The sequence below is a fragment of the Kamptonema formosum PCC 6407 genome (genome assembly GCF_000332155.1).
GTDB classification, from domain to species: domain Bacteria; phylum Cyanobacteriota; class Cyanobacteriia; order Cyanobacteriales; family Microcoleaceae; genus Kamptonema; species Kamptonema formosum.
On the sequence record NZ_KB235903.1, the window covers coordinates 731,825 to 744,119 of the forward strand.

Sequence of the window (12,295 nt, forward strand, 5' to 3'; positions counted from 1 at the left end):
ACTGTCATGTTACATCTCACACCTACTGAGTTAGAACGCTACCGTCGCCAAATTATGCTTCCTGGTTTTGGGGAAGAGGCTCAAAAACGATTGAAGTCATCAACAGTATTGGTGACAGGTGTCGGTGGATTAGGTGGCACTGCTGCACTTTATTTAGCAGTAGCAGGAGTTGGGCGATTAATCCTAGTTCGAGGTGGAGAATTGCGCCTTGATGACATGAATCGCCAGATTTTGATGACTGACGATTGGGTAGGTAAGCCTAGAGTATTTAAAGCCAAAGAAACACTAGAGGAAATCAATCCTGATGTCCAAGTAGATGCAATTTTTGAGTATGTTACACCCGAAAATGTAGATACTTTGGTACAAGCTGCCGATATTGTCCTCGACTGCGCTCATAACTTCATTGAACGCGACTTGTTAAATGCTGCCTGCGTGCAATGGGATAAGCCAATGGTAGAAGCAGCCATGAACGACATGGAGGCATATTTAACCACAATTGTACCGGGCGAAACTCCTTGTTTATCTTGCATTTTTCCCGAAAAACCTGATTGGGATAAGCGCGGTTTTGGCGTAATCGGTGCAGTATCTGGAACTCTAGCTTGTCTGACAGCACTAGAGGCAATTAAGCTACTGGCAGGAATTGGCAAACCGTTACTTTCTCAATTGTTAACGATGGATTTAGGCAGTTTGGAATTTGCGAAACGTCGTCCTTATCACGATCCAAATTGTCCAGTTTGTAGCCACAAGAGTAGAGACAAATTGGAAAGCAAGTTGAATCAAAAATTCCCAACTCCAAATCCTTCTAGGTCGAGTGCAACCAAACGGGAAAAACCGGGTATTCCTCTCCCCCAAAATTCCTTGCCAATCGCTATTTCGTAGATGTTCTCTGCATCTAATTTCTGAAGTTAATCTCTACTTCCTCAGAATTAAAACTGGGTAAAATTTACCCGATTAGCTATTAACCCTTACCAAATCTCTTAGGAGTCTTTATGACAGTTACATTAACAGAAGTGGCCGAATTGCGGCTTCGCGCCTTTCTACAAGGTTCTAGCAAAGCTGAAAATCAGGCACAACGGGGAGTTCGATTTTCCATTGTGGATGGAGGCTGTAGCGGTTATCAATATTCTTTGGATATTATCAACGAACCAAAGCCAGATGATGTGCTGGAACAACAGGGGAAAATCCGAGTATATATTGACAAGGAAAGCGCACCTTTATTGGAAGGTGTTGTAGTTGATTACGTTGAAGGTTTAACTCAAAGTGGCTTTAAGTTTTTAAACCCTAATGCTACTGATACCTGCGGCTGCGGTCAATCTTTCCAAGCAGGAAATTGTACTCCTACAGGTGTGCCTTGTAGCTAACCTTTCGCTGATTTTTTCTTTTTCGATTTCAAGGAATTGACAAATGGCAACTTATAATGTGCGGCTGATCAACAAGAAGCGAGAAATTGATGTTACTATCCCTGTTGAGGATGATAAATACATTCTGACAGCGGCAGAAGAACATGATATAGAGTTACCTTTTTCCTGTAGTTCTGGTTCTTGTTCTAGCTGTGTTGGTAAACTAATGGAAGGCAAAGTCGATCAATCAGAGCAGGTGTTTTTAGAGGACGAACAAATAGAAAAAGGATTTGTTCTTCTCTGCGTAGCTTATCCCCGTTCTGATTGTACGATTCGTACTCACCAAGAAGCTTATCTGGTCTAATTTATCTCTGGTCGATTTAGTCTGTTGGGCGCATCAGTTGCGGGATTGCTAGTAAGCAATTGGTGCAACCGACAAGTATTCGCACCGAGAATAGAGCAGATGTTTAAACAGAGTAAATTCAATCCCAAATCTCAACTTGATTAGACTATTGAAGGAGACACTTAACCATGACGACATTAACCGGTTTGACTTTTGGCGGTACTACCTGGACACCCCAATTTGTGGAAGAAATTAACCAAGATAAATGTATTGGCTGTGGCAGATGTTTTAAAGCTTGTGGTCGCAATGTATTACAGCTAAGAGCCCTGAATGAAGATGGAGAATTTGTTGAAAATGAGGAAGAGGATGAGATTGAACGGAAAGTGATGAGTATTATTCATCCCGAATACTGTATTGGCTGTGAAGCTTGTTCGCGAGTTTGCCCCAAAAATTGTTACACTCACAGTTCGCTCGTCCAAGCTTAAATCACTGCTAATACTGATGGAAGAGGGAGAAAAAAGTCAAGTTTTTGACCGAGATTGGACTGCTTATTATCAAGCAGTTGCGGGTCGCTCTCCACGCCCAACTTTACTAACAGCTTTAGCCAGATTTGAAACAGAGCAATCTTTTAATTCAAATCCTTTTGCTATAGACCTTGGTTGTGGGGATGGGCGAGATACGATAGAGTTGCTGAAACGCGGGTGGCGGGTATTAGCAATTGACGGTCAAGTAGATGCAATTACTCGTTTACGTAACCGTTTAGATGTTGATTTTAAACTTCTAGAAACCCGAGTTGAGCGTTTTGAATTAGTTACTCTACCGGATTCAGTAGATTTGGTTAATGCTAGTTTTTCTCTCCCTTTTTGCCCCCCGGCTAATTTCTCTGAACTGTGGGAAAAAATAGCCACTTGTTTGAGGGAAGGAGGGCGTTTTTCTGGACATTTCTTTGGTGAACGAGACTCATGGGCAGATCGTAGTTATATGACTCATGTTACTCGTAAACAATTGACAGATTTGCTACAAAATTGCTGGAAGATTGAGGTATTTGAGGAAGAAGAGCATTTAGGAACAACCCCTTTGGGGGAGGAGAGATACTGGCATATTTTTCATATTGTAGCACGTAAACATCTCGAAAAATTTTAGGTAAATTATGACAGCACAACGCGAAGAGCTTTACATGAATTTGATTGATAAACTGTTACATTGTCCCAATGGCAAAGAACCAGAGGTATTAGATAGTCATCAAGATTTGATTGATGCTGGTTTAATACAAGCTATGGCAAAAGTAGCGGCATACTTTGCTCACCATGATAATCCAGACGCATCTAAGTTCTTAATTCATGTTGCCCGTGAATTGTCAAAACAGTTAGGATTATATACCGAACCTAATCAAGTTGCCCCCACTGAAAATATCTGAATATTTCCCGTGTTTTTAGACCGGGAATCTCAAAAATTTACACATAAACCAGAGTTGAAACACTTTTAGCAATCTGGTTTATGTGTAAATTATAGGTATGTAAATTATAAGTATGTAAATTATACAGGACTTATGCACCTAACCAAAGAAACCGGGTTTTTTGACGAAAATACTTCGTTGTTACCCACCGATGATCTCAAAAACCCGGTTTCTGGAGCCATGAGCGTAAGTCCTATTATATAGGTATTAATCAACAGCAATAATTAAATCTGATGCCTTAATTACTGCGTAAGCTTCTTTGCCTTCTACTATTTCTAGATTGGCAGCAGATGCTTTTGTGATAATGGCAACTACTTCAAGTTCAGGAGCAATTTCTAGCGTTACTTCAGCATTAACTGCTCCCACCAATACTTGTTTTACTTTAGCTTTGAGAACGTTACGAGCGCTAATTTTCATTTTTCGAGCTTACCTGGTATTTTCATTAATATTGTATCACCCAAATCTATATTCCAATTGTAATTAAATTTACATTTGAAGGTGTTGTTTCTACAAGTTGAGCCTGAAGTTTTTGTTTGTTTATAAATATTGTTTGCAATAACATTTATTTACTTCAAATAAATGCTTAATAAATAACTTTAAAAACAGAGGCAGTAAAATTTAGTTGAATAATCCACATTAAATTGTCACAAATATTTTCCCGATTACTCCTACCTTGTATCGTTGCAATACTGCCATAATTAGTCAAACAGTCAAACACTAATCAAACAATTCATTATTGACTTGTTTAAAGCCATATTCACTCAACTTTATTAAGCTATAAAGTTGAGAAACTACTACTTGAATCTTACTTTCCAGATTCGTCATAATATACCATTAGCATTTCATAAAAAATTTTTTCAGAGTTGAATTTTGAGAATCATCGACCATTGCTGTTATTGTGAGAACTAAGTAGATTAGCGGGAAAATACATTAAGTATGTCATTCCGAGTGAAACGTTGACGTAGCCTGCCCGTTAGGGCTTAGCAATCCCAACGGCGAGGATAGCTTTACATTCTGTTACATACCAAGATTGCTCTGCACCTATCTACTTAACTAGAACCAAACTTACACATTAATGTGTCAAACTCAGATCACCCGAACTCTTCTTAAAATGGGTTTAAGGAATATCTCTGGGTAAGTCCTACATCAAATACTTTGGAGAACAGAATTATGACACCTGTAGAAGTTGAAAAAACACCAATGACTGAGCAAGAAGTAGAAAAGCTGTGGGAAGCATTTAAAATGTTTGATGCGGACGGTAGCGGTGCTATTTCAGCAGAAGAACTGGGTCAAGTGATGCGATCCTTGGGACAGAGCCCCAGCGAGACAGAACTGCGGGACATGATTAAAGAAGTAGATGTTGACCTGTCGGGAAGTATCGATTTTGAAGAATTTAAAGCGTTAATTGTCTCCCAACAAGGCGATCGCACCAGCCGCCTAAAACTAGCATTCAGCGTCTTTGATGAGGACGGCAGCGGTCAAATCACCGTCAACGAGCTGCGTAGTGTGATGAGTCAGTTTGGGCTGACAGATAAAGAACTTAATGAGATAGTACAAGAAGTCGATCATGATGGCGATGCCTCCATTGACTTTGAAGAGTTCTGTAAACTGGTGCCCGAAGAGTCCGAGATCGCTACAGGTTATCAAGACTCACCCATTCCCCCCACCACTTCACCTCAGCCAACTGCAACTGATGGGAGTACAACAGCCACCGAAAGCACACCCACGATCGCCAACGAGGTAGAACCCAGCACCACACCCACACCACAGGAAACACTCAGCGAAATAGATGCAGAGGTAGCAAGACTCACAGAACTACTCGCCAAACACCCACAGAACGAGACAAAGCGCGGTACATCGCGCTTACAGATGCAAATTGGTCTATTTCGCCTAATCCAGGGAGCCGCCTATCGCTGCTTCCGCGAGAGTTTCTCCGCCAACCACGAAACTCACCTGCGCGTCAGAAATCTACCCTACAGAATCACTGATTTCGTGCGGTTTGTGAAGACTGCGATCGCGCTTTACAAAGGATTAGGGATCGTCGAACCAGCTTGCAACCCCTTACTGGATGCAGTGGTAGAATCAATTACTAATGAGTATGCTCGACTAGAAGACCGGATTAAGAATTGGAAAGCGATCGAAAAAACCCCAGAAATGTTGGCAGAACAAAAAGCCATGTTAGAGGCGCGGGGTAAATCTGCCACTGTCAAAGAAAAGTTTGCCGCCGGAGTTGAGTTTGCCATCACCATCAAGAAAAAACGTCTCAACTTGCGCGATGTTGCTGAAGGTGTACTTGCCATCAATGAGCTCAACCGACTCAGGAAGATGGAACTCAATCAAGAGATTGCTCCAGAAGTAGAGCAATCAGCCGGAGATCCCAAAGATTACCTCAAAAAGTGGAACCGAGTCCTCCTCTCTGATGCCTCCGAACAAGTCGATGGTGCAATGATGCCAGTAGCTTATTGGTATGAGGAATTTATGCCAAAACTGTTGGCTGCTTTCAGCGTTAATACCGTCGCCGATATCCAAAGTAATACCGTTCCTGACGAAGCAGCTTTGGACAAGTGGTATCAATCTACTAAGGAGTCAGGAGAATTTAACGTTTATGGTGCCGATGTTGCAGACGGCTTTTCCAAATGCACTCCCCAACAAAAACTAATGCTTAAACAAGCTTGGCGACTCACTCACAACTACTTAAATGGGGTGCAAAAACGGCGGGAACGTCAGGAATTTGGACGCGACTCTGGCGCACTTTCCCATTATGTATCATTCATTGATATATCCCTGGGCCGCAGCGATATTAAGGATGCTCAGATGCGCGTCAGTTTTCCATACTATATCGGGCCAGCGGTTTGGCGTTTCTTCCACACCAGTGCGGAAATTGTATCTACTAAAACGCCTGAGAAACAAAAAGCCTTGATAGCCGTTTTCAAGGAGTTTTTTCAACTGTTTGCCACGATGTATCCCTGTCCCTACTGTCGCCATCATCTCAATGCCTATGTTGTGCAGAATAAGGAAGTGGAAATGTACCCTGTGGAGTACCTCGTACTCGGCCGCGACGTGAATCTTACTGACTTTAAGGTATCCCTAGAAGCAAAGCTTTCTACTGTGGTTGATGGCCCTTCTCTGCGCTTATTTTTCTGGAAGTTACACAACACTGTGTCTTCATCTATTGCTCGTTCGGAAGAGTGGTATCACAAGGATGAAAAAGCTTTTTACACTACTCGCTATTGGCCGAGTCTTGACTCGGAGTTAGCGCGTGCCAAAGCACTCAAACATATCAGCATTTCAACCGATCGCATCTATGGTCTTTATGGGATGCTGAAGCCTGCATCGCGGCTTTCGGCTGTGAGAACTACATTGCAAAAGCTTTTGGAAAAAGGCGATATCGAAGGGATTAAGGCGGCCTGTACGATCGCAGAAGATTATATTAAGGATTTGGAGGAGGCTGCGATCGGCGGAAATTTCCTACAAGATACATATTACTTCGATCCTGACCTGGTTGATAAAGCTCCACACTTTACTCCTGATGAAGAACAATTTGCCCGCAGTGGTGTGTTTGTGGAGGTTGTTTAACCCTCAGTAAATTCAATCCTCAATAATTTACTCAAAGGTATGTAGTTGCGCTTTAGCGCAGACAGCGCAACTATAGCTAGGGGCTAGGGGCTAGGGAAGAAGCGAAAGAAGGGAAAGAGAATAAAAGTAACAACTTCGTCGTCAACACTCAGCCGAACGGTTCGAGGATTTAGAATGCCCTAATGGTCTTGACGGTTGCTATAGCAACCTTCTTAGTAGTTAAGACCTTCTGAGTTCCACCAAACTAGCTGATTCTCTTCCCTTCTTCCCTAGCCTCTTCTTCCTTCTTCCCTAGCCCCTAGCCCCTAGCCTCTAGCCCCTCTTCCCCTGTCATAGTTCCCTGACATTTGACTTGCAACTCGAAGTCGTTATGAGTATGATTTAAAAAGAAGCAAAAAATAGAGCCGCAATGAGGATAGAAGAAATACCTATCAAACAGATTCGCCGCCCCCTGCCGCGAGTCAACGACCAAACCAAAGTAGCCGCGCTCATGGAATCCATCCGCGAGGTAGGATTAAAAGAGCCAATCGACGTGCTAGAAGTAGATGGCAAGTATTATGGCTTCTCAGGTTGCCACAGATATGAAGCTTGCGATCGCCTCGGCCTCGAAACCATCCGCTGCAAAGTCCGCCGAGCCCCCCGTTCCGTTTTGCAGATGCACCTAGCCTAAGAGGTTAGCTGAAGCCAGCTCATCCTTTTAGCAGATGCTTCTGTCACCAGTTTTTTCTAAAATTTCTCTAATTACAATTAACTTGAGGCAAACATAATGAGTAAGAACAACCACAAACAAGCTCTTTACCCAACTCGTATCGATCTGTCCGCAGAAACGCGCACTAAACTTGTTGGGATTCTTAACGACACTTTGGCAAACACCCTCGACTTAAAAACTCAAGTCAAGCAAGCCCACTGGAACGTCAAAGGCTTAGATTTTTACCAGTTACACTTGCTCTTTGACGAAATGGCAGGAGAATTAGAAGAGTACGTCGATATGTTTGCCGAAAGGATCACAGCTTTGGGCGGGTTGGCTTTGGGAACAGCCCGCATCGCCGCCGCAGAATCGAGCTTGCCAGAGTACCCCTTCGATATCCTTGATGGTAAATCCCATATTACCGCCTTAGCCGATCGCTATGCTCCCTATGGTAAGTTGTTGCGGGATGCGATCGATAAGACAGGAGAATGGGGCGATGCTGACACTGCTGACTTATACACCGAAGTCTCGCGGGCGATCGATAAGCGGCTGTGGTTCTTGGAAGCCCACCTGCAACCCTCAGAGATTGCTTCAGAAGATGAGGAAGTGGCTGGGAAAAAAGAAAAAGTCAAGCACAAGTAGAATTGGTTAACGGTTAACTATTAACAGTTAACTGTTAACCGTTAGTTGTTTGCTTACTGAGTTAGACATTATAGAGTGGTGCGGACATCTTGCCCGCGATTCTCTAGGATAGCGGGCAAGATGCCCGCACCACAAACTACAGCACTTTCAAGGTAAGTGAGGTACAGAGAAACCGGGTTTCTTGAATAAAACCGATTTCTGGCGATAAATAAGCGAAGAAACCCGGTTTCTGGGGTGTACTTCATAAACCTGGAATCCGCTCTATATAATTCTGATGTACTCGGAATTGACACTCTCAGGTCTAAAGACACTGAGATTCTTGAAGAGCCCAGATTATGAATAAAATTTTAACCAATTACCAATTACCAATTACCAATTTCCAATTTCCAATTTCCAATTTCCCAAAGACTTAGAAGGGATAATGCGTGACAGTTAAAATTTCAGATTACACCCTCGAATTGCAACGCCTGATGCAACAGGCGGGGTTTTCTAGTTTGAGAGCGTTGAGTCAGGCAAGTGGCGTTTCTGAACTGGATTTGATCCGCTTGCGGCGGGGGTTAGCTTTGCAGACGCGAGCAGATACGCTAGTAAAAATTAGTCAAGCTTTGGAAATTTCTATAACAGAGTTATTGGCAACTTTTGCTCCTGGGTCTGTAGAATTGCCCCAGGAGTCAGGATCGGCAGCAATAGCACAGGAATACGATCGCCTGCAAACTCAGATGCAGCAGCAGCGAGAAACTTTAATACAGGAATTTCAGCAACAAACATTGCAAATCTTGGAATCTTGGATGCTGCAATGGCCAACTGCGGCAAGTAAAGCTCAGGAAAATCCCGACTTATCAGCAGTGAAATTGCTGCCATTACTACGGCCAATCGAACAGCTATTGCAGGAATGGGGAGTAGAGGCGATCGCCACAGTCGGAACATCCATTCCCTATGACCCCCAATTTCACCAGCTAATGGAAGGAACCGCTCAGCCAGGGGAAACAGTCAAAGTGCGCTACACTGGCTATCGGCAAGGAGACAAACTTCTCCACCGCGCCAAAGTCAGCCCCATTACTTCCAAAGTTCTCGAAACTTGATAGAATTATGGCTGTCTGACCAACCTTTAATCATCAAGCTTTTTGTGGATCGTCCTAAAAAAGGTTGTTATTAAGAATCCTCGCGTCTTTAGACTGGGGAGTGTCAAACTAAAGTAATCTGGCTACTGATAATCGGATATAGCACGTGGAAAATATGAGTCCTGTAGTTAAAATTATTCAACCCTCCGGCATTTTAGACGGTACAAAGGCAAGTCAATTCCGCCAAGAGATTAGCGATCTAGTGGAATCTGGGGCAGATGTGGTATTAATAGACTTCCAAGATGTGACATTTATGGATAGTTCTGGCTTAGGCGCTTTAGTCCTGGCGCTGAAAACTGTACGCGCCGCCGGCAGCCAACTGGTAGTCTGTTCTATCAACGAGCAAATCAGAATCTTGTTTGAACTCACTAGCATGGATCGAGTTTTCGAGATATTTCCCAGCCGCGACGCTTTTAATACCAAGATTCTCTCCAGCAGCTAAACTTTTTAGGCGATCGCCGCTTGCAAATTTCTCCAAAATGTGCTAGAGGAGATAAGTTAGCCAAAGTTGACTTTGAGTAAAGACCAATCATCATCAAAAGCAGCTTTGGCGTTTAAATTTTGAACGTAGTTAAAAACTCGGTCAAGATCGTCAGCATTTCTGTTGTGAGGAGTAGTAATTAGGTCAATAAAAGCATCAAGCCCCCAGATATTGCCATCAGGTTGATGAATCTCGTAAACCCCATCACTGAAGATATACAGCGTACTCAACTCATCTACATAGCAGGAATTATCGAGATATTCAGCATCTGGGAACATCCCAACTGGCATTCCGGGAGTTTTTAGGCGTTTGGCTTTGGGGATACCTCCATCTGTGGATACCAAGACGGCGGGGGGATGGCCGGCACTGGCATATACTAGCTGGCGCTGAGGTCGGTTGTAAACACCGTACCACATTGTAAAATACTTGTCATTTTGATAACTCATCTGAAAAGTAGTATTGAGCGATCGCAGCACCTCGCTAGGTTGGTAGTAGTTAATATTGGGAATAGCTCGCGATCGCAGCAAATTTAGAACTGCCACAGAGGGAAGCGCCGCCCTCAAACCATGTCCAGCCACATCCAGCAAGTAAATCGCCAAATAATCAGAGTCCAGCCAAGTATAGTCAAAGCAATCTCCACCCAACTGCCTCGAAGGGATAAACTTCGCCTCCACGCTCACAGGTTCCGTCAAAGGATCTGGGAGTAGCGATCGCACATACTCAGCCGCCTCAGCTAACTCAGCCTCCAGTAACCCCTTAGCAATTTGTAAATCTCGGCTGAGCTGGTGTAGGCGCAGCCCCGCCCGCACTCTGGCTTGCAACTCATTGAGTTCAATCGGCTTAGAGATAAAATCATCCGCGCCAGCATCAAGACCCTTAACGCGATCGGCTACCGATCCCAGCGAAGTCAACAAAAAGAATTGAGTAGTTGACAAATCTGGATTTGCCTTAACTCGGCGGCACACCTCTATTCCCGTCAGACGCGGCATAATCCAGTCGCAAATGATCAGAGCTGGGCGCAACTGTTGAGCCTGTGTAATACCGTCTTCGCCATTGCTCGCTACCGTAACCTCATAACCCTGTTTTTTCAGGGTTCTTCTCAGCAGCTCTTGAACGGCAGTATCGTCGTCAATAACCAGAATTTGAAACATGGGGGCTCAGGTAGTACAAGTTTTTCAAGGTCTGGGGGTAGTCAATCAATAATCTTCACTCAGCACGCTTGCCACAATTGAGTATAGTCTAATAAGATAGCAGTCGAGCTAAATGCTAGGCGAGTCAACAGTCGCGCTCAATTTAGACTTAGACTTGATTTAAAATACGGCATAACTTTAGTGGCTTAGCGTGGTTGAATTAAAAAGTTCTGACAAGTCGCCAGTACCGGGGAAAGCCCACATTCAAGTCAATCCAGATCTGAAGGAATTAGACCCTGTTTTGTCTTGGTTTGCCCAATTGCATCAGCCGCCAATTCCCACCAGTATTTGGCTCAGGTGTCAATTAGCCCTAGCTGAGGGTTTTACCAATGCGGTTCGCTATGCCCACAAAGGCAAACCGGACATTCCTATTGACATTGAGGTAGCCCTGTTTCCCGAACGCTTAGAGATTAGAATCTGGGATTACGGCCCATCCTTTGATTTAGAACAGAAAATCAAGGAACTATCCGACGATCGAGTGGATACGTTTTCTGGTGGCGGCCGAGGCGTAAAATTGATGAAGGACATAGCCGATCGTCTGAGTTATACCGCTACTGCCGATAACCGGAACTGTCTATTAATCGTCAAAGGTTATTCCCCCCAAATTGAAGCATGAATGGTTGGCAGGTTGGGGGGTTCAGTCAAATAATTGAGAAGGAAACAACCCTGCTCTAGGAAAGGGGATTGAGCCAACGTAGGATTTCCCGTTTTAACTGATTCAGTTCCCGGTAGACTTGTTGTTTCACCCACTGACCAATAGCATCTAGGGGGGTAAAAACTTGACCAACAGGCCAGCTTACATCTTGACCCAAGGGCGTTTGGTGGTTGCCGGCCATTGTCTGTAACGCAACCATACCGGGAAAACGGGGTTGGAGTATCTTTGCTAATATTATGCTCTGGTCGAGATTGTCATCGGCAAATTTCACTAGGAGGTTACGCCGAATTTGATAGTGTTCTTGGACTATACGATTAGTTTCTTGGGGGGAAGGAGTAAACTCAACGTTAAAGACGGGGGATATTTGCTCTACGATCGGGATTGCGTCGCGGGCTGCATAGTTGTTAAAAGAAATCAAGATATTACCCGCCCGTTCTACGTCAAATAGACTGCCGATGAGTAGGTGTAACTTGCAACCCATGCTGTGTCCGATGCCGTAGATGGGGAAGTATGCCTTGCGTAAGGTTTTAGTAGCGTACAAGCGATCGAGGGCGTTTTCAAATTTGTTGAGGACATCGCGGGCGATCGCAACATGATCTAAAGTATTCACAAATGGTGTAGCAACCACAATATATCCTTGTCCTGCCAATTCCTCTAATAGCCACCGATAGGTCAATTGCGGTGCTGTGGCTACAAAAGCCCCCCCTAGAAAATGTACGATCGCGCTAGGTCGCGGTGGAATTAATACCCAGTTCCCAGAAATTTCTTGCCAGTCCATAAATTAATATCTTAAAACTATAGCT

Annotated in this window: 15 protein-coding genes; 12 read left to right on the forward strand and 3 right to left on the reverse strand. The window is 43.9% G+C overall.

Going from position 1 to position 12,295, the window contains the following annotated elements:
* Positions 1-6 precede the first annotated feature (6 nt).
* From OSCIL6407_RS0108270 to OSCIL6407_RS0108295, 6 genes are all read left to right on the forward strand, one after another.
* The gene (locus OSCIL6407_RS0108270; RefSeq protein ID WP_007356934.1) at positions 7-879 is read left to right on the forward strand and encodes a HesA/MoeB/ThiF family protein; all 873 of its coding nucleotides are present in this window, start codon (positions 7-9) and stop codon (positions 877-879) included.
* A 110-nt stretch (positions 880-989) separates the two neighbouring features.
* Positions 990-1,361, forward strand: coding sequence for a HesB/IscA family protein (locus OSCIL6407_RS0108275; protein WP_007356935.1), 372 nt, complete (start codon positions 990-992; stop codon positions 1,359-1,361).
* A 43-nt stretch (positions 1,362-1,404) separates the two neighbouring features.
* On the forward strand, positions 1,405-1,704 hold the full coding sequence (locus OSCIL6407_RS0108280; RefSeq protein ID WP_007356936.1) for a 2Fe-2S iron-sulfur cluster-binding protein: 300 nt from the start codon (positions 1,405-1,407) through the stop codon (positions 1,702-1,704).
* A gap of 167 nt (positions 1,705-1,871) precedes the next feature.
* Positions 1,872-2,168 carry a ferredoxin III, nif-specific gene (fdxB, locus tag OSCIL6407_RS0108285; RefSeq protein ID WP_007356937.1) on the forward strand — a complete coding sequence of 99 codons (297 nt, stop codon included), beginning with the start codon at positions 1,872-1,874 and terminating at the stop codon, positions 2,166-2,168.
* A 16-nt stretch (positions 2,169-2,184) separates the two neighbouring features.
* A complete protein-coding gene (locus tag OSCIL6407_RS0108290; RefSeq protein ID WP_019487109.1) occupies positions 2,185-2,826 on the forward strand; it encodes a class I SAM-dependent methyltransferase in 642 nt (213 codons plus the stop codon).
* A 7-nt stretch (positions 2,827-2,833) separates the two neighbouring features.
* Positions 2,834-3,100, forward strand: coding sequence for a hypothetical protein (locus OSCIL6407_RS0108295; protein ID WP_007356939.1), 267 nt, complete (start codon positions 2,834-2,836; stop codon positions 3,098-3,100).
* 246 nt (positions 3,101-3,346) lie between these two features.
* Here the strand turns inward: OSCIL6407_RS0108295 and OSCIL6407_RS0108300 are convergent, their stop codons facing one another.
* Positions 3,347-3,556 carry a TOBE domain-containing protein gene (locus OSCIL6407_RS0108300; protein WP_007356940.1) on the reverse strand — a complete coding sequence of 70 codons (210 nt, stop codon included), beginning with the start codon at positions 3,554-3,556 and terminating at the stop codon, positions 3,347-3,349.
* Positions 3,557-4,309: 753 nt separating this feature from the next.
* On the opposite strand from OSCIL6407_RS0108300, the gene OSCIL6407_RS0108310 reads away from it, so the two are divergent.
* The 5 genes from OSCIL6407_RS0108310 to OSCIL6407_RS0108330 all read left to right on the forward strand — a co-directional run bounded on the left by OSCIL6407_RS0108310 (position 4,310) and on the right by OSCIL6407_RS0108330 (position 9,608).
* Positions 4,310-6,715, forward strand: coding sequence for an EF-hand domain-containing protein (locus tag OSCIL6407_RS0108310; protein WP_007356941.1), 2,406 nt, complete (start codon positions 4,310-4,312; stop codon positions 6,713-6,715).
* 409 nt (positions 6,716-7,124) lie between these two features.
* Entirely contained in the window at positions 7,125-7,385 is a 261-nt protein-coding gene (locus OSCIL6407_RS0108315) for a ParB N-terminal domain-containing protein (RefSeq protein ID WP_007356942.1), read from the forward strand.
* Positions 7,386-7,481: 96 nt separating this feature from the next.
* Positions 7,482-8,045, forward strand: coding sequence for a DNA starvation/stationary phase protection protein Dps (gene dps / locus OSCIL6407_RS0108320; RefSeq protein ID WP_007356943.1), 564 nt, complete (start codon positions 7,482-7,484; stop codon positions 8,043-8,045).
* Between the two features lie 425 nt (positions 8,046-8,470).
* Positions 8,471-9,127, forward strand: a complete 657-nt coding sequence (grpE, locus tag OSCIL6407_RS0108325) for a nucleotide exchange factor GrpE (RefSeq protein WP_007356944.1) — start codon at positions 8,471-8,473, stop codon at positions 9,125-9,127.
* Positions 9,128-9,281: 154 nt separating this feature from the next.
* Positions 9,282-9,608: an STAS domain-containing protein gene (locus OSCIL6407_RS0108330; RefSeq protein WP_007356945.1), complete on the forward strand. Its 327-nt coding sequence runs from the start codon at positions 9,282-9,284 to the stop codon at positions 9,606-9,608.
* Between the two features lie 56 nt (positions 9,609-9,664).
* Here the strand turns inward: OSCIL6407_RS0108330 and OSCIL6407_RS0108335 are convergent, their stop codons facing one another.
* Entirely contained in the window at positions 9,665-10,798 is a 1,134-nt protein-coding gene (locus tag OSCIL6407_RS0108335; protein WP_007356946.1) for a PP2C family protein-serine/threonine phosphatase, read from the reverse strand.
* A gap of 190 nt (positions 10,799-10,988) precedes the next feature.
* Between OSCIL6407_RS0108335 and OSCIL6407_RS0108340 the strand changes: the two genes are divergently transcribed.
* Positions 10,989-11,453 (forward strand): ATP-binding protein, encoded by a 465-nt coding sequence (locus OSCIL6407_RS0108340; protein WP_007356947.1) that lies wholly within the window; start codon positions 10,989-10,991, stop codon positions 11,451-11,453.
* A 55-nt stretch (positions 11,454-11,508) separates the two neighbouring features.
* On the opposite strand, the gene OSCIL6407_RS0108345 is transcribed toward OSCIL6407_RS0108340, so the two are convergent.
* On the reverse strand, positions 11,509-12,270 hold the full coding sequence (locus tag OSCIL6407_RS0108345; protein ID WP_007356948.1) for a DUF1350 family protein: 762 nt from the start codon (positions 12,268-12,270) through the stop codon (positions 11,509-11,511).
* Positions 12,271-12,295 lie beyond the last annotated feature (25 nt).